This is a genomic window from Peribacillus loiseleuriae (genome assembly GCF_001183985.1).
GTDB lineage: Bacteria > Bacillota > Bacilli > Bacillales > DSM-1321 > Peribacillus > Peribacillus loiseleuriae.
The window spans coordinates 4,036,021-4,053,497 of sequence record NZ_LFZW01000001.1 but is presented as its reverse complement, the minus strand read 5'-3'; the positions used below and the strand labels follow the sequence as shown (position 1 = coordinate 4,053,497).

Below are 17,477 nucleotides of genomic sequence, written 5' to 3'. Positions count from 1 at the left end.
CAGTTTGGAAAAAAGCATGCATACTTTGTTAACTGGGTTTTTTTGGTGGAATGAAAAAATAGGTCCGATGCGTTAATTGTGAATATATTTAGAATAAACATGTAAAAGGAAGTGGATCGAAGTGAGATATAAACAACTTGTTTTTATGGAGCCTATTTTTACCTAATGTCTTTATGTTCCTTATTCCACAAGGCCCAGCATTCGGTTTTCCATTCACATGGTTGACTTATCATGGAAAGGAATCGTTAGAAACAAGCTTTCAAATTTTGAAATGGAGCCGTTTAAAGCAAACGAATTTTCATAAACTACCTTTATTAGTGAATAGCTTTGTTCTTTACTACTTCTTGATTCTTTTGAATAAAGGGTTGAATGCGATGATGAATGATGAGAGAAAACTTTAACTTATCCGCTAAAACGAGAGCTATTAAAAGAATGAAAGTAGAAATTATCAAGTCATACGATCTCCCTCTATCTCACAAAAATGTCAATCCACTATAAACCTTGCTATAATATACGGGAAAGATCAATCCAGATAGAGGTGCTTATAATGGAAGAAATTAAAACAATCAAGCCAGAAGAAGTAGAAGCAAAGTTAGAGGCAGGCGAGAACCTAGAACTTGTCGATGTTCGTGAGGATGATGAAGTAGCAGAAGGAATCATTGAAGGGGCTAAACATATTCGAATGAACGAAATCCCTGCTAATCTTGACTATTTTGATAAAGAGAAAGAATATATTTTCATCTGCCGCTCTGGTGGCCGCAGCGGAAACGTGGCACATTACTTACAAGAACAAGGCTACAAAGTTGTAAATATGGAAGGCGGAATGCTTGAGTGGAATGGTGAAGTCATTGTGAAATAAGGAAGATTTTGACGGGCTATTCCGATAAAGATGGGTCAGACCCCACATTACTATATATGGTTTATATAATGTATGACACAATAAACCGTATGTAGAGTGTGAGGCCAGACACATTTTTTACTAAAAGATGAATAGTATCATTAATTTTGGGGAACCCTGTATCTAAAAAGGCAGGGGATAGCCGATGATTCAAGTGAAATTGTTTGATCATGAGCATGAAAAGGATCTAGAAGATGAAATGAATGTATTTCTTGAAGACATTCGTGATAATAAGATTGTGGACATCAAATACAATATTGCGACGACTGGGGAAGAAGAAGATGATCAAATTTATTGTTTTAGTGCGATGATTATCTATAAGAAGTGACAGAAGTATGTAGAGAAAAGGAATTCAGCTCACGGCTGAAATATAAGAAAAATGGCTGATATAATTGGCTGATATATGAAAAAAGCGGCTGATATAGGCAAGTATTCTGACTGACTCAGGCGGCCGAACTGCTTCATTTAATAGAATATTCCCGAAGATCATTTATTTATGCGTCAAAATTGAAAAAGAGCAGACCCCAAATGAACTGCCCCGTAAATGTTAGACATTACACTAACATTTACGGGGTGTTTTTTATGGCCAAATTTACAGCGGAAAAGAAATTAGAAGCCGTTCAAAAATATTTACATAATGAAGGTGGTTATGGGACCTTTAGTGAGATCTATTGAACCACTCCTAATACAATCAAAAAATGGGTTTTACAGTATCGATATCATGGTGAGGAAGAATTTATAAAAAACTATACAAATTATACAGCTCCGTTTAAACTAGACGTACTCAATTATATGAACGAGCATGGGACATCTTTGTATGAAACTGCTGCTATTTTCAATATTCCAGCACCTAGTACGATTTCGACTTGGAAGCTGAAAGTTGAAACAGAAGGATTAGATGCCTTAAATTGAAGAAAAAGGGGCGTCCATCCATGCAAAAAGAAACAAAGAAACCAACCAGTAGAAGGATCATTAGAGGCCTTACAAGCAGAAAATGAACGTTTACGAATGGAGAATGCTTACTTAAAAAAGTTGAATGCCTTAGTTCAAGAACAGGAAAAGTTACAGAAAAAATTAAAGCGCAAGTAATCTATGAGCTAAGGAAACAATGCAAAGTTATCGACTTTATTAAGATTGCAGGTATTCCAAGACGTACTTATTATTATTGGGTAAAACAACTGAATCGTCCTGATAAATACCGAGATGTTAAAACAGTCATCGAAGAATGGCTAAAGAATTAAAGAAACGCCAGATTCTATTGGACCCGAAGACCGTACTTCGTTTAATGAATCGATTGGGACTGAAATGTCTAGTACGTTTGAAAAAATATCGTTCTTATCGTGGAAATGTAGGTAAAATTGCACCGAATATTTTAAAACGTGATTTTTCTGCAAAGAAACCGAATCAAAAATGGGTAACGGATGTAACAGAGTTCCATTTGTTTGGAGAAAAACTGTATCTATCCCCTATTTTGGATTTATTTAATGGAGAGATCATTGCTTACAATATCGAAAAACGCCCTGTTTATCCACTTGTTTCAAGGATGTTGGACCAAGCACTTAGACGATTGAAACCAGGAGACGAACTCATCCTTCATTCAGATCAAGGCTGGCAGTATCAAATGACACTCAAACAAAACAATAGTACTCAAAGTATGTCCCGTAAAGGAAATTGTTTAGATAACGCAGTTATTGAAAACTTCTTTGGCTTATTGAAATCTGAGTTACTCTATCTCCAAAAGTTCGAAAGTATGGAACACTTCCAGCAAGAACTAGAAGAATATATGTACTATTACAATTACAAAAGAATGAAGGCAAAATTAAAGGACCTGATCCCAGTAGAATACCGGATTCAGGTCCAAGAAGCTGCCAAGATTTTTTGTCTAACTTTATTGGGTCAGTTCACCCATATGATTTTGGTATCTGCTCTTAATATTATGCGTGACCCTTAGCATGGAGAGCTGCGTTCATTCCAGCAAGCCGTCCTGTTACAAGCGCAGAGGTAATATTGTAGCCTCCTGTGTAACCGTGAATGTCTAAGATCTCTCCGCAAAAATAGAGGCCTGGCATGATTTTCGAACCCATTTCCTTTGGTTGGATTTCTTTCACAGATACTCCGCCACCGGTAACGAAGGCTTTTTCAATGGAATGAGTACCATTAACAGTGAATAGAAAGTCTTTGCATAGCTCAGAAAAACGGCGGACTTTTTCATGTGATAAATTGCCACCTTGTTCTTGCAAATCGATGCCGCTTTTTTCAAGCAGGAAATGTAAATAACGTTCTGGAAGCAGGCCTTTTAAAGTGTTCTTAATCGCTTTTTTCGGGTCTTCTTTCATTAATTTAATCACTTCTTGAAAAACTTCTTCTTTGTTTGCATCCGGCAAAGCGTCGATTTTCATCGTTACAGCTTGCGATTTTGCTTTTTTTAATTCTTTGACGACAAATTGACTACAACGAAGAACAGCAGGGCCTGAGATACCAAAATGGGTGAAGAGCATATCCATTCTGTGCGTGATCAGCGTTTTGCCCTTTGCGTTCAAGACGCATAAGGCAACGTCGCGAAGTGCAAGACCTTGCAGAGATTTGTCCTTAATGAATGGCTCATTGCTTGTTACAGGTACTTCGGTTGGGAAAAGCTCGGTAATCGTGTGACCTGCTTTCTTTGCCCATGCATAGCCATCACCAGTAGAACCAGTTTGTGGTACAGATTTGCCGCCCACTGCGACAACAACGCTACCTGCTGTGAAGGTTTGTCCATCTTTTAAAAGCACACCTGCTGTTTTGTCATTTTCATAAAGCACCTCTGCAACAGGGGAATTTTTATAAACCGTTACTTTCAAGCTGTTCATGCGTTCAAGCAACGCATCGACTACGCTTTGGGCACTGTTATTAACAGGAAACATCCGCCCGTGATCTTCTTCTTTTAACTCAACACCAAGCTTCTCAAAAAATGCAATAATATCTTCATTATTAAATTCGGAAAAGGCACTATATAAAAAGCGTCCGTTTCCCGGAATATGTTTAATAATTTCATCTATCGAAAGACGATTGGTTACATTACAACGGCCACCGCCTGATATGGCTAGCTTTCGTCCGAGTTTCTCTCCTTTATCAATAAGAAGCACATTCGCTCCTTTTTCTCCAGCGGCAATCGAAGCCATTAATCCAGAAGGGCCGCCGCCAATTATGATTACATCATATTTCATGTTTTCACCAGCTTTACTATTTTCATTTCTTCATTATATAGCATAACTAGCTAGTAAGTAAAAACGACAATTGAAAACATTTGCTTGTACCTCATGTGAGATTTTGCTAAAATCTTTGAGATAATAAAAAAATGCTTATTTTTAAAGATCAATATAAATTTTTAATAAGAAGGTAATATGGTAAGATAAAGAGCGTGAAAACGTAACTGACATAGGCAGGAAGGGATTAGATGTCTTCAAAGCTTTTAAAAGGAGCGTTCATATTAACGCTCGGTTCGGTTTTATCGAAAGTATTAGGGCTATTTTATGTTATTCCGTTTAATAATATGGTGGGTAATGATGGTGGAGAATTGTACCAGTTTTCATATGTCCCATATACAATATTCATCAGTTTAGCCACGGCAGGGTTACCACTTGCTGTATCGAAATTCATTTCAAAATACAATGCATTAGAAGAATATGCAGTCAGTCAAAAGCTGTTTAAATCAAGTCTGAAAATAATGATTGTAACAGGATTTCTTGCTTTTTTAATGATGTATTTGATTGCCCCTGTATATGGCGAGTATGTAACACAGGGAATAAAACTGAAAGCTGATGATGTAACGGCCGTTATCCGAGCTGTTTCCTTTGCATTACTCTTTATACCGGTTATGAGTTTGGTTCGCGGCTATTTTCAAGGTCAGCAATTAATGGAGCCAACGGCAATTTCGCAAGTTATTGAACAAATTGTACGAATTGCTTTTCTTTTATCAGGTGTATTTATCGTGTTAAAAGTAATGGATGGCGATTTGGTGACCGCGATTAGCTTTGCGACCTTTGCGGCTACGGCCGGTGCAATTGGGGGAATGTTTGTTCTTCTTTGGTATTGGAGAAAGCATAAGCCAGTATTAAAAGAACAGTTGTTGGCAGATCGAGGGCAAATGGACATATCATTGCCTGAAATTTATAAAGAGGTCTTTGTATCATCGATTCCGTTTATTTTCGTCGGAATTGCGATGCCGCTTTTCCAGCAGGTGGACTCACTAACCTATTCGAAAGCTATGGTTTCTATAGGGCTCGCTGAAGAAGCAAAAGGTGCGCTTGGGATTCTTAATCTATATGTTCAAAAACTCGTGGTGATTCCGATGACACTGGCTACTGCTTTTTCAATGGCATTGATTCCGGCTGTAACAAGAGCTTATGTAAATCAAAATATGGGTGGTTTCACACGACAGCTTAATCAAGCATTTCAAATCTTATTATTCGTAACCATACCAGCAGTTATCGGCATGTCCGTTCTTGCGGATCCAATCTATTCATCGTTTTATCAACATGATCCAATTGGGGCAAGCATCCTACAAGCCTATGCTCCGACAGCTATCCTGTTTGCCTTGTTCTCTATCTCAGCTGCCGTTCTGCAAGGAATTAATCAACAAAAATATACGGTATTAAGTTTACTTGTAGGATTGCTAATTAAACTAAGTATAAATATTCCATTCATTCAAACGTTTCAAACAAAAGGAGCGGTTTATTCTACAACGTTAGGTTTCTTAGCAGCGTGTATTCTAAATTTGTTTGTGATTCGTTACTTTACCCAGTTCAGTTATAGACTTGTTCTGAAAAGGAGCATACTCATTTGCATCTTTTCAGCAATTATGGCACTTGTTGTATGGGGAATCGAAAGTTTATTATTTTTATTAGGCTTCCAAACCGAATCTCGATGGCAAGCGATTATTATGACAATAATTTCTGTAGGTTTCGGTGGTCTTGTCTACGCAGCCTTCTCCCTAAAAAGTAAATTAGCACATCGCTTATTTGGGAGTCGAATTGATCGTTTAGCACAAAAATTGGGAGTAAAGGCGAAGGGATAAGTAAAAAGAAACTGGGGAAGAGTAATCATTCTCCATAATAGTGCGTGTTCAAAAAGGGAGGATAAAAAGAGCCGAGAAATCCGCAAGCTTTTTTACCGGACTATTTGAACAATCTCTAATAGTTAGAGGATGTCCCAAAAGGGTCTGGCCTCACATCTACGATATATCGTAGATGTGCGTCTGACCCTTTCGTTGTTGGATTGTATGTATTTATTATTAGATTGATTAGATGACTGAATTAATGGGGACCATTTGCATGGAACTTTTATTTCTTTTAGAAGTATCCTGTTATAATGAAATATGCGCATTTAAACAATAAATGTTAAAGAGATGCAAGAACAAATAGTACCGGAGGAACTTATGAGAATTGATAAATTATTAGCAAATGTCGGATATGGTAGCCGAAAAGAAGTGAAAAGTTTGCTTAAATCAGGCGCTGTCATCGTGAATGAGCAAGTTGTGAAAGATGCGAAGGCACATGTTGACCCAGAAGTGGATCATGTAACGGTACATAACGAACAAGTGGTATATAGAGAGTTCATTTATTTGATGATGAATAAACCACAAGGACTTATTTCTGCTACGGAAGATAATTTTCAGGAAACGGTCATTGATATACTTGAACCAGAGGATGCAGCAATGGAGCCCTTTCCTGTTGGTCGTTTGGACAAGGATACAGAAGGGTTACTTTTGATTACAAATGATGGCCAGCTCGCTCACCAGTTGCTTTCCCCAAAAAAACATGTCCCGAAAACGTATTTCGCAGTCATTAACAGTGAAGTGACGGAGAGTGATATTGAGGAATTCAGTAAAGGTGTAACACTGGATGATGGCTATCATACGAAGCCAGGAGAGTTGAAAATTTTAAAATCAGGACTTACTTCTGATATTGAATTAACGATTATGGAAGGGAAATTTCATCAAGTAAAAAGGATGTTTGAAGCAGTGGGCAAACGGGTTGTCTATCTGAAGCGTATTTCGATGGGGAGCCTTGCGCTGGATGAAGGACTTGAACTTGGAGAATATCGTGAATTGACCGATGATGAACTTGGGGCTTTACGGACAGGACAACAATAATAGGCAAAAAAATGAGGCGGACTGTATGAGTCGGCCTCATTTCTAGTAGATGGGTACGATTCTTATATTTCTTTAACTTGTAAATTCATGGTGAAAAATCTTTAAAAAACTGCAGATTTAGCTTTAAGATGACAACTTTACTTTTTTGCTTGTTGTGGTCCATAGTCCGCGGCTTGGGCTTTTGACTAAGTCGTTATAAGCTAACACATTTAAATCGCGCTGTATTGTTCGAGGAGTGATGCCAAATTCTTCTACAAGGTCCTGAGTAGAAACCGTACCGTTATTACTAATAAACATATAAACGGATTTAATACGGGTTAACATGCGATTTGTTGAAGGTTTCAAAAAATCACTCCTTATTCTTTTTCATTAGCATCAATACAAATGAAAACAACCGATATGATGGACAGCATTTCAACTGCCACTATGTACTTGCTTTACCCATCCTAAAAAACTCCCCTGAAACATGACGCAAAATTCAAGTTGTCATTTGTCTTTATTCTACCTCTTTATTCATTGAAATTCTAGAAAAAAACTATGGAATTTACAAAAATTTTACTTTTCATCGTTAATCTATGCGTGTATTCTTATTTTATTCATCTTCAATCGCTTTTTTGGGGGAAATACTGATTGGTTCTATGTGAATTACTAGGTATAATTCCAATGTATTCAATTATTGTTAATAGGGGGAAAAGGGTTGCTAGAAGAAAGATTTAGAAATGATCTTGTTTACCGGAAAGAGAAAGTGTATTTTATTTTCACAATGATTTTTAGTATTATGATGTATGTATTTTTAGCCGTTAGCATTATTGGAATTGTGATTGTTGGAGCGCTCATTTTATTGTCATTATTTGTCCATGGCTTATCGATGGCCCATATTCGTCGTAATGGCGTTCGGATTAGTGAAATACAATTTTCTGGCGTTTATGAAAAAGCAGAATTACTTGCGAAAGAGATGGATATGAAGATACCCACTATGTACGTGTTGGAGTCTTCGGGGATGTTGAATGCGTTCGCCACTCGTTTTTTTGGGAAAAATATGGTTGTTATTTATTCCGAGCTATTTGATTTGACAGAAGAAGGAAAGGAAGATGAGCTGATGTTCGTGCTTGCTCACGAATTCGCTCATATTAAGCGAAGACATGTGTTGGTGCATATGCTTGTTCTTCCTGCAATGTTTATTCCACTAATTGGCGAGGCGTATATGCGCGCTTGTGAATATACATGTGACCGCTATGCGGCTTATCATGTAAAGAATATTGAAGCATCTAAGCGGGCTCTTACTATGCTTGCCATCGGAAAGAAACTGGCTCCGAAAGTAAATCAGGATGCCTTTGTGAATCAAATTCGCGAAGAGTCGGGATTTTTTGCTTGGTTAAGCGAAAAGCTCTCCACACACCCTCACCTTCCAAAGCGCTTAAATGCGTTGGATAATTGGTCATTTCCGGAAGAAAAGGAACTAATTAAAGAGAAAAAAACAACTGTCATATTAGGGATTAGCCTCAGTATCCTGCTATTTGCAGCTCTGCCTATTGCAGCAGGGGTCGGTATTGCTTCAGCGATCGATTCTCTTTCGAATAGTGATTTTGCTGCTATGTTCCAAGAAGACTCTGGAATGGAAGGCTATACACCGCTTATGATCGCAGTCTCAGAAAATGACACGGAGATTATGCTTTCGCTTCTTGCAGATGGTGCAGATATGAATGAGACCGACGATTACGGCCAAAGTGCACTTCATCTAGCAGTGTCCAGTGAAAATACCGAAACAGCTAAAATACTGCTGGAAAAGGGTGCAACTGTTGATTTATTAGACTCGTATGCCACGACACCGCTGAATCTTGCAGCTTATTTAGAAAATGTGGAACTAGTTGCATTACTTCTTGAGTATGGTGCTGATCCAGCCATAAAAGATATGGAAGGCTTATCGGCTATGGATTATGCGCAGGACTTACAAAACAAAGAATTAATCGAACTTTTTAATAAATAATTGGAAAAGACTTCTTTCTTTAATTGGAGAGAAGTCTTTTTTATTAAAAGGTCTTGCATATTAAAATAAAATATGCTAATTTTGTTATGACTTACAAAACGTAATAATTACGATTTGTAACGTGGATGAGATGGAAATTAAGTACTTAGTTACCATTTGGTGACGAGAAAATCGTAAATCCGGCTCGAAAAGTACTCATTCTGGCGTGAAAAACTCAAATCCGGCTCGAAAAGTGCTTAAAGCGGCACGTAAACCTTAAATTTGGTTCGCAACGTGCTCATATTGGTGTGTTTATCTCAGATAATAGACTACAACTTTTGTGAATAAGTGTATTTCTATTAAAGATTACTTGTAATCAGAAAAAATTTAGAAAGGAAGATTCGAATGGAAAAAATACCAGTTACAGTACTAAGTGGCTATTTAGGAGCAGGTAAAACAACATTGCTCAATCATATTTTACATAACCGTGAGGGACTTAAAGTTGCCGTCATCGTAAATGATATGAGTGAAGTGAATATTGATAGTGAATTAGTGCAAAAGCAAGGCGGTTTTTCTCGAACAGAAGAGAAGTTAGTGGAAATGTCCAATGGTTGCATTTGCTGTACATTGCGTGAAGACTTGCTTGTTGAAGTGGAAAAGTTAGCAAGACAAGGTGATGTTGACTACATATTAATTGAATCCTCTGGGATTAGCGAGCCTATTCCAGTTGCTCAGACATTCTCCTATATTGATGAAGAACTGGGGATTGATTTAACCAGATTCTGTAAACTGGATACAATGGTAACGGTAGTCGATGCGAATCGATTTTGGCATGATTTCGAATCAGGTGATTCACTGCTTGATCGTAAAGAAGCGGTGGGAGAAGACGACGTTCGAAATATCGCCGATTTATTAATTGACCAAATTGAATTTTGTGATGTTCTTATTTTGAATAAATGTGATTTAGTTGCACCTGAAGATTTAGAAAAACTAGAAAGAGTTATAAGAACGCTTCAGCCTCAAGCGAAGATTATTCGTTCTGTTAACTGTACAGTTCAACCGAAAGAAATTATGAACACGGGGTTGTTTGATTTTGACAAAGCAAGTGCCGCGGCAGGTTGGTTAAAGGAGCTTAATCTAGGACCTGCACAACATACGCCCGAAACGGAAGAATATGGAATAGTATCTTTCGTATATGAAAGAAAATTTCCTTTCCATTCAGAAAGATTTAATAAATGGGCCGGATCGATGCCCATTCAAATTGTACGTGCAAAAGGAATTGCCTGGTGTGCAAGCAGAAATAACGTAGCCTTGCTACTATCACAAGCCGGTCCATCTGTAAGTATTGAGCCAATCTCCTATTGGGTAGCCTCTTTGTCAATATCGCAACAGGAAGAAATCTTACGACAAAATCCAGGTTTGAATGAAACATGGGATGAAGAATTCGGAGACCGTCATACGAAACTAGTGTTCATAGGGATGGAGTTAAATGTTGAAATGATTACAAACGAATTGGATAAATGCTTACTTACGCCAGATGAGTTCAATGATGAATGGAGTAAACTTAAGGACCCGTTTGTCTGGCAGCTGACTCAGCAATAAGTAAAAGAACTAGGAAATGATATGAAGTCATATTTTGTAAATCTTAATAATTATGATTTAATACTGTATTAAATGTTGTACGAAAGATTTTCGTTTTTATTTTCACTTCAGATCGAAAAAAACGGCTTTGGTTTGTGAATTTCAGGTTCCGGCGCGCAATCTTGATTTCAGCTCGAAATGATCTCTTTACGTGTCCCTTGATTTTGCTCTGACCTCGTATTTTTCAGTCGTAATTACAGGTAATGGCCTGGAGAATCCCAAAAAAGAGGGGTATCGATCGTTCATGGTATATAGAAACTAAAACAGACTTGTTCAATAAGTGGCAAGTCTGTTTTAGTTTTATTCTATTTTATAGATACCTATTTCAAAAAATATTAAGTTAGTATCTTTTCATGATTCGGTAATATTGTAAATTCCACCGTAATTCATCCTAATGGTTTTAAGGTGGGATTTTATGTTGGTTTTTAAAGATATTTATCTTTTCCCTTTCATTCTTAATGGAAATTAACTAAAATAGGGATTAATAAAAACAGAAGATGTAGACGTTTTCAATGATTTGAATTAAAAGGGGCCTGTGATGATTACAACCATGAATAGTTATTCTCCTTATATGACATTTACCAAAGAGGAATGGGCAAGATTACGTTTTAACACACCGATGACATTGACAGCAGATGAGTTAGAAGAATTACAAGGAATCAATGAAAATATATCAATGGATGAAGTTACAAATATTTACGTTCCGTTAGCGAGGCTTATTAATTTATATGCGACGGCTTCTCAGCAGCTTCACTCTGTAACTGATACCTTTTTTGGAAAAAACACCCGTAAAATACCTTATATTATCGGGATTGCGGGTAGTGTTGCGGTTGGGAAAAGTACGACATCAAGAATAATTAAAGCTTTGCTCTCGAAATGGCATAATCATCCAAAGGTTGAAATTGTAACAACAGATGGCTTCCTTTTTCCGAACTCCGTATTGGAGCAAAAGGGGTTAATGCAAAGAAAGGGATTTCCAGAAAGCTATGATATTCGTGAACTTATAAAATTTCTGGCACAGTTAAAATCAGGCGCTCCAACCATTTCAGCACCAGTTTATTCACATTTGTATTATGATGTCCTGCCAGGTCAAAATGAGATCATCGATCAGCCAGATATCGTGATTGTAGAAGGAATAAATGTGTTGCAAACCCCTATACTTCAGGATCAGTCATTACCAAGTGTATTTGTCTCAGACTTCTTTGACTTATCCATTTATGTGGATGCAGTGGAGGAAGATTTGAAGGAATGGTATATAGACAGGTTCATGAAACTAAAGGAAACAGCTTTTCACAATCCGAAGTCTTACTTCCATCGTTATGCGTCTCTTTCCGATGGTGAAGCTTGCATTGTTGCTGCGGATATTTGGAATCGGATTAATAAAGTAAATCTGCTTCATAATATTGAGCCGACTAAGACGCGAGCTGATTTAATTCTAACAAAGGCTGCCACTCATGATATTCGTACCATTAAGTTGCGGAAGATTTAAGCCGACTTTTTATAAGAGAGAAGAAAGGAAACGTATAGATGACTGCTGACCACTCCCATGGCTAAAGCCGAAGGGGTTCTTTCTCACAAACATCTCACTTACTATCTTCCATAAGAAATGGCAGTGGTGAGCAATACTTGAAAGAATTTCACTTAAGGGGCAAGGTCGGTGCCGACTACGCCGTTCAATCGACGATACTTTTTATAGGGTTGTCATTTAAGATGACGATATGTTGAACGTTGAAAATTTTACATGACAGACGTTTTTCCTAACACAACTCCCTATTTTCAGTTTTCAAGAAACATCCTAGATAGGGATATTATATAATTGTCGTTGTATTTTTCAAATACTTAAAGTATCACACACCTTGGGTTTTAGTGGTACTCCGTATGTGACCTCACTATTATCCCGTGTCTAAAGCCGTGCTAACAGCTTGCACGGGCAAATCTTCAGTAAAAAATAACATCTAGGAGGTACCACCATGAAAGTTGAAGTATGGTCTGATTATCAATGTCCGTTTTGCTATATTGGCAAACGCCGTTTTGAAAAAGCAATGTCCCAATTCGCACATCAATCAGAAGTAGAGGTTGAATTTAAAAGCTTTGAATTAGATCCACATGCCAAAAGAGATACGGGGATGAATATTCACGAAATGCTGGCAAAAAAATATGGTACATCAGTTGAACAAGCGAAAGAAATGAGTGCCAATGTAATAAGCCAAGCAAAAGGAGAAGGATTAGACTATCACTTTGATACGATGATACCTACCAATACATTTGATGCGCATCGGTTGATGCAATTTGCTTTTGCAAAAGGAAAAGAAAAAGAGATGAACGAGAGGCTATTTCATGCGTACTTTACAGAATCCCAGCATATCGGGAATCAAGAAACACTTGCTTTACTTGCTGAACAAGTCGGTCTGGATAAAACAGAAGTAACTGACATGCTTGCGGGTGATCAATTCACTGAAGAAGTAAGGGCAGATGAACATGAAGGAAGTCAATTGGGAATTTCAGGGGTACCATTTTTCGTTATTAATCGAAAATACGGCGTTTCTGGTGCGCAACCGACCGAATTGTTTTTAGAAACATTAAATAAGGTTTGGGCTGAAGAAAATCCACTGCAAATCTTAAATGAAGCTTCAACGGATAATAGTTGCAGTGATGGTTCTTGTGCTGTTCCCGAAAAGTGATCACATTTAATAGAAATGAATAGGTACGAAAATGTTAGACCTCCCGTCTACTATATATCGCTTATATGACGTGTAAGTGACACTATAAACGACGTATAGAGTGTGAGGTCAACTTCTTTTCGTTTTATACTTTTTTTAAAAGTTATGAATTAATCCGTTTGATTCGGATAATCACAATATTCAATAATGGTTCCTTCAGTATCAGCTGGATTTAAATAGATAAGTCTTCTGCCATGTTTGTTGATACGTAAGGAGTTTTCCAAAATCCGAATGCCTTGTTGTTTCAGTTCGAGTAAAGCTTCATCCAAATCTTCAACTCGATAAGCAATATGATGAACGCCTTTGCCTTTTTGCTTAATGAATCGGGCAATCGGAGAAGTCGTGTTGTTTGTTGGTGCAAGCAGTTCGATTCTTTCCCCGTTTAATTCAATTATTGCAATTTCACTTTCTACACCAATCACCTCACTTTTGTAACGATCTATTAATTGCCCACCTAACACCCTCAGGTAAAAATCAATACTATTTCCTAAGTCACGTACAGCTATCCCAATATGATCAATTTTTTTATCCATATAAACCTCCAAGTTTAAATCTATTCCTATAGTAGCACATGCCATTGACTAACTAAGCACAATGATATTGCCTCTTCTTAAATGATTAATGAGGAGCAATTTTGATTGCGTGAATCGTAATAAATCTAGTACCATAAAAGGAGAAAAGAGCCTATTCATTTGAGATGATTTCTTCAATTGGTTTTACTCGAGACGAGCACTTTTTTATCCTACAAGGTTTCTAGAGAAGTATTGGGTATTTTTAATAGGCTTGGTTCTCAATATTGCCATAGGTCGATAATGATTCAGAATGAAGTTGAGTGATTAATTTAGGGGGGATTAATTTGAAGCGTACAGGTGAGTATATACTAGCAATTGTTGGAATTCTACTTTCAATAATACTGACTTTTATCGGGATTTTCTTTATAGCTTTGAAGCAAAATGATGGAATTAGACAAGCAATAGAAGGGGAGTTAACCAATGATCCAACCATTACAATGGAAGATTTCTCTATGGTAATGGATGCTATCGGAGGGTTTGGCTGGATGATTATAGTTGCATCAGGAATTGGCATTGTGCTTGGTCTTGTTTCTATTTTCATTCTAAAAAGTGAGCGTCAGACGATGGCTGGAGTTTTCTTCATCATAACGGCTGTGCTCGTTGGCTTGTTATCGGTCGGTTTAGGATTGCTTCAGGCAATTTTATTCCTGATTGCTGGAATCATGTGCCTCGTTCGTAAACCGAAAAATATAGAAAAAGATCCATATGTAACGGTGTGAAAGAATTTATAGGAGGGTGTCTCATAAGGGCCTGGCCCTTGCTTTGAGACCACCCTTTTTTTCATTGCTTCTGGATTGGGAAATATTGTCTAAGGGAAGGCGGCCGCCTTCTTGGGCACTTTCGAAGTTGTGCTTTAACTTCATGATTCGAATAAAGATTTGTAAAGTAAAGTGTAGAAAAAATTGCACGACACTAAACAATTTTGGCATTTAATGTGTCCAAGCAATACGATCACTTTTAAACATAAGCGTGAAATCAATTATTTAACCCAAATACCCTTTTGCTTCTATATTTCGCGTATAATGAAAGCTTGGACAAATGGGAAACATAATAAAAATTCATAATAAATGAGGCAAACTGATGAAAAGTTTTAAAGAATATAGATTAAGTGATGAAATAGTAAAAGCGTTAACGAGTATGAATTTCACGGCTCCCACAGAAGTTCAAAGCAAAGTGATTCCGCTAGTGCTTGAAAATAAAGATCTTGTTGTGAAATCACAGACAGGGAGTGGGAAGACGGCTTCATACGGAATTCCTATTTGTGAAAAAGTGGATTGGAATGAAAACAAGCCACAAGCACTTGTCTTGACTCCGACGCGAGAGTTAGCGGTTCAAGTGAAAGAAGATATTATAAACATTGGCCGTTTCAAACGAATTAAAGCGACCGCAGTTTATGGTAAGCAACCATTTGCAAAGCAACAAGCTGAGTTAAAGCAAAAGAGCCATATTGTTGTAGGGACGCCTGGCAGGGTGCTTGATCATATTGAACGAGGGACAATTGCTTTAGATAAACTAACTTATCTTGTGATAGATGAAGCAGATGAGATGTTGAATATGGGTTTCATTGACCAAGTAGAAGCGATTATTCAGGCGCTACCAAGAAATCGTGTAACCCTTCTTTTCTCCGCAACACTGCCGGAAAGTATTAAGAACATGACGCATAAATATATGAATAAACCAAGTGATATTGAGATTAAGGCAACAGGCCTCACGACAAATACAATCCATCATACCGTTATCGAAGTTAACGAACAGGAGAAATTTAAACTTCTTCAAGATATAACGGTTGTAGAAAATCCAGATAGCTGTATTATTTTCTGCCGAACGAAAGACCGCGTCGATCAGTTAGTTGATGAGTTGACCGATTTGGATTATGACTGTGATAAAATTCACGGAGGGATGGTGCAGGAAGATCGTTTGGCTGTCATGAATGATTATCGTAGAGGGGAATTCCGTTATTTAATTGCAACTGATGTGGCAGCAAGAGGAATTGATATTGATAGCATTACACATGTAATCAACTATGATCTTCCATTGGAAAAAGAAGGATATGTCCACCGTACTGGAAGAACAGGGCGTGCTGGGAAAACAGGGCAGGCGATCACATTTGTCACGCCTTTTGAAGATCGATTTTTAGCAGATATTGAAGCATATATCGGTTTTGAAATTGAAAAAAGAAAGGCCCCATCCGACGATGAGGTTGCCGGTAAGCAAGCAGCTTTCGAAATGAAAATGAATGCTCAACCAGTGTTGAAGAAAGATAAAGCAGACACATTAAATAAAGGAATCATGAAACTCTATTTTAATGGTGGCAAGAAAAAGAAGTTACGGGCAGTCGACTTTGTTGGAACCATTGCAAAAATTAGCGGTGTATCTGCTGATGATATTGGGATTATCACCATTGAGGACCATGTATCCTATGTTGAAATCTTAAATGGAAAAGGTCCGCAAGTTTTGCGGGTGATGAAAGATACGACAATTAAAGGGAAACAACTAAAGGTAAATGAAGCAAAAAGGAAATAACAAAGAAGGTTTTAAAAAAAGGGTCGGGCCTCGCACAAGTGGTTGTGGTGTCTGACCTTTTTGTTATGAGGTGGTTGAAAAATTAGATGCAACTAACCTTATCGAATATCGACTCAATTAATGCTATATTTGTTAAAGGGAAGCAAGAGAACAAATTGTCAGCCAAATAAAGTGAAAATGGAAATTAAAAACATAAGAGTGCGATATGCGTATTGGGAATAATAAATATTGGATTTCTGTAGATGTTTTGAGGTATAAATAAGTCAGGGTTTTTAAGAAAGAGGGGAAAAGAATTTGGAAGAGCGCAAAGAGATATTTTCATGGGTAAAGGCTATATTAATCGCCGTTTTACTTGCATTTGCTATTCGTACCTTTATATTTGCTCCAATTATCGTAGACGGTGAGTCGATGATGCCCACATTACACAATCATGAGCGTGTTGTGCTAAATAAAATGGGAACCGATATTGAAGACATTCATCGGTTTGATGTTGTCGTTTTTCATGCGACTGAAAAAAAGGATTATATTAAACGGGTCATTGGACTTCCAGGTGATCGAATTAAATATGAAAACGATGTTTTGTATGTCAATGACAAACCTGTAGAAGAACCCTATTTAAATGAATACAAACAAATGACGGACGGAGTATTGACATGGGATTTCACCTTGGATGAAACCGTTCCAGAAGGTCAATTATTCGTCATGGGAGATAACCGTCAAAATAGCCTCGATAGCAGGGAAATTGGCACCATTTCCATTGATCAAGTCGTCGGAAAAGCAAGCTTTGTCTATTGGCCGGTGAAAGAAATTAAATTAATAAAGTAAGACAAATGAGGATGTCTGAAAAGGGTCTGACCTCACTACCTATATACAGGTAGTGAGGTCAGACCCTTTTTCTTTGCTTGTGCTGAATTTTCATAAGTCCATCTCTAAAAGACGTGATGCTTTAGTGTTAGTTAAACCCATTCATCACTTCACATTTGAGATTTTCGTATTATAAGAATGTAACGATCATATCCTGCGC

At 37.5% G+C, this 17,477-nt stretch carries 14 protein-coding genes and 1 pseudogene; 12 read left to right on the top strand and 3 right to left on the bottom strand.

The genetic code is table 11. From position 1 onward, the window contains the following. Positions 1-547: 547 nt before the first annotated feature. The 3 genes and pseudogenes from AC625_RS18690 to AC625_RS26060 form a co-directional block, all read left to right on the top strand. The gene (locus tag AC625_RS18690; protein ID WP_049682668.1) at positions 548-859 is read left to right on the top strand and encodes a rhodanese-like domain-containing protein; all 312 of its coding nucleotides are present in this window, start codon (positions 548-550) and stop codon (positions 857-859) included. Between the two features lie 184 nt (positions 860-1,043). Further along, entirely contained in the window at positions 1,044-1,226 is a 183-nt protein-coding gene (locus AC625_RS18685) for a sporulation protein Cse60 (RefSeq protein ID WP_028392317.1), read from the top strand. A 254-nt stretch (positions 1,227-1,480) separates the two neighbouring features. Further along, a pseudogene (locus tag AC625_RS26060) lies at positions 1,481-2,768 on the top strand (IS3 family transposase); the annotation flags it as partial. A gap of 64 nt (positions 2,769-2,832) precedes the next feature. Here the strand turns inward: AC625_RS26060 and AC625_RS18670 are convergent. Then, positions 2,833-4,104 (bottom strand): BaiN/RdsA family NAD(P)/FAD-dependent oxidoreductase, encoded by a 1,272-nt coding sequence (locus tag AC625_RS18670; RefSeq protein WP_049682667.1) that lies wholly within the window; start codon positions 4,102-4,104, stop codon positions 2,833-2,835. 230 nt (positions 4,105-4,334) lie between these two features. Here AC625_RS18670 and AC625_RS18665 point away from each other — a divergent pair, with 230 nt between their 5' ends. Together AC625_RS18665 and AC625_RS18660 are read left to right on the top strand one after the other, a co-directional pair. Further along, entirely contained in the window at positions 4,335-5,954 is a 1,620-nt protein-coding gene (locus AC625_RS18665) for a putative polysaccharide biosynthesis protein (protein WP_049682666.1), read from the top strand. Positions 5,955-6,314: 360 nt separating this feature from the next. Then, complete coding sequence (locus tag AC625_RS18660) at positions 6,315-7,031, top strand: pseudouridine synthase (protein ID WP_049682665.1); 717 nt, start codon at positions 6,315-6,317, stop codon at positions 7,029-7,031. Between the two features lie 123 nt (positions 7,032-7,154). Here the strand turns inward: AC625_RS18660 and AC625_RS18655 are convergent, their stop codons facing one another. Further along, positions 7,155-7,376, bottom strand: coding sequence for a DeoR family transcriptional regulator (locus AC625_RS18655; protein WP_049682664.1), 222 nt, complete (start codon positions 7,374-7,376; stop codon positions 7,155-7,157). 352 nt (positions 7,377-7,728) lie between these two features. On the opposite strand from AC625_RS18655, the gene AC625_RS18650 reads away from it, so the two are divergent. The 4 genes from AC625_RS18650 (at position 7,729) to AC625_RS18635 (ending at position 13,319) form a co-directional block, all read left to right on the top strand. Further along, entirely contained in the window at positions 7,729-9,018 is a 1,290-nt protein-coding gene (locus AC625_RS18650) for a M48 family metallopeptidase (protein WP_049682663.1), read from the top strand. Between the two features lie 384 nt (positions 9,019-9,402). After that, positions 9,403-10,599, top strand: coding sequence for a GTP-binding protein (locus tag AC625_RS18645; protein WP_049682662.1), 1,197 nt, complete (start codon positions 9,403-9,405; stop codon positions 10,597-10,599). A gap of 577 nt (positions 10,600-11,176) precedes the next feature. Then, positions 11,177-12,127, top strand: coding sequence for a type I pantothenate kinase (coaA, locus tag AC625_RS18640; RefSeq protein WP_049682661.1), 951 nt, complete (start codon positions 11,177-11,179; stop codon positions 12,125-12,127). A 481-nt stretch (positions 12,128-12,608) separates the two neighbouring features. Next, entirely contained in the window at positions 12,609-13,319 is a 711-nt protein-coding gene (locus tag AC625_RS18635) for a DsbA family oxidoreductase (RefSeq protein ID WP_049682660.1), read from the top strand. A gap of 149 nt (positions 13,320-13,468) precedes the next feature. Here AC625_RS18635 and AC625_RS18630 read toward each other — a convergent pair whose 3' ends face one another. Next, positions 13,469-13,891: a VOC family protein gene (locus tag AC625_RS18630; protein ID WP_049682659.1), complete on the bottom strand. Its 423-nt coding sequence runs from the start codon at positions 13,889-13,891 to the stop codon at positions 13,469-13,471. A gap of 323 nt (positions 13,892-14,214) precedes the next feature. Here AC625_RS18630 and AC625_RS18625 point away from each other — a divergent pair, with 323 nt between their 5' ends. The 3 genes from AC625_RS18625 to lepB all read left to right on the top strand — a co-directional run bounded on the left by AC625_RS18625 (position 14,215) and on the right by lepB (position 17,278). Continuing rightward, the gene (locus tag AC625_RS18625) at positions 14,215-14,649 is read left to right on the top strand and encodes a DUF4064 domain-containing protein (protein WP_049682658.1); all 435 of its coding nucleotides are present in this window, start codon (positions 14,215-14,217) and stop codon (positions 14,647-14,649) included. Between the two features lie 361 nt (positions 14,650-15,010). Next, positions 15,011-16,453, top strand: coding sequence for a DEAD/DEAH box helicase (locus AC625_RS18620; protein ID WP_049682657.1), 1,443 nt, complete (start codon positions 15,011-15,013; stop codon positions 16,451-16,453). Positions 16,454-16,747: 294 nt separating this feature from the next. After that, positions 16,748-17,278, top strand: coding sequence for a signal peptidase I (gene lepB / locus AC625_RS18615; RefSeq protein ID WP_049682656.1), 531 nt, complete (start codon positions 16,748-16,750; stop codon positions 17,276-17,278). The last annotated feature ends 199 nt before the right edge of the window (positions 17,279-17,477 follow it).

What these genes read in the sequence shown, in the direction of transcription:
- AC625_RS18690 (WP_049682668.1), top strand. Translation starts at nt 548, where the DNA reads ATGGAAGAAATTAAAACAATCAAGCCAGAAGAAGTAGAAGCAAAGTTA.
- AC625_RS18685 (WP_028392317.1), top strand. Translation starts at nt 1,044, where the DNA reads ATGATTCAAGTGAAATTGTTTGATCATGAGCATGAAAAGGATCTAGAA.
- AC625_RS18670 (WP_049682667.1), bottom strand. Translation starts at nt 4,104, where the DNA reads ATGAAATATGATGTAATCATAATTGGCGGCGGCCCTTCTGGATTAATG.
- AC625_RS18665 (WP_049682666.1), top strand. Translation starts at nt 4,335, where the DNA reads ATGTCTTCAAAGCTTTTAAAAGGAGCGTTCATATTAACGCTCGGTTCG.
- AC625_RS18660 (WP_049682665.1), top strand. Translation starts at nt 6,315, where the DNA reads ATGAGAATTGATAAATTATTAGCAAATGTCGGATATGGTAGCCGAAAA.
- AC625_RS18645 (WP_049682662.1), top strand. Translation starts at nt 9,403, where the DNA reads ATGGAAAAAATACCAGTTACAGTACTAAGTGGCTATTTAGGAGCAGGT.
- coaA (WP_049682661.1), top strand. Translation starts at nt 11,177, where the DNA reads ATGATTACAACCATGAATAGTTATTCTCCTTATATGACATTTACCAAA.
- AC625_RS18635 (WP_049682660.1), top strand. Translation starts at nt 12,609, where the DNA reads ATGAAAGTTGAAGTATGGTCTGATTATCAATGTCCGTTTTGCTATATT.
- AC625_RS18630 (WP_049682659.1), bottom strand. Translation starts at nt 13,891, where the DNA reads ATGGATAAAAAAATTGATCATATTGGGATAGCTGTACGTGACTTAGGA.
- AC625_RS18620 (WP_049682657.1), top strand. Translation starts at nt 15,011, where the DNA reads ATGAAAAGTTTTAAAGAATATAGATTAAGTGATGAAATAGTAAAAGCG.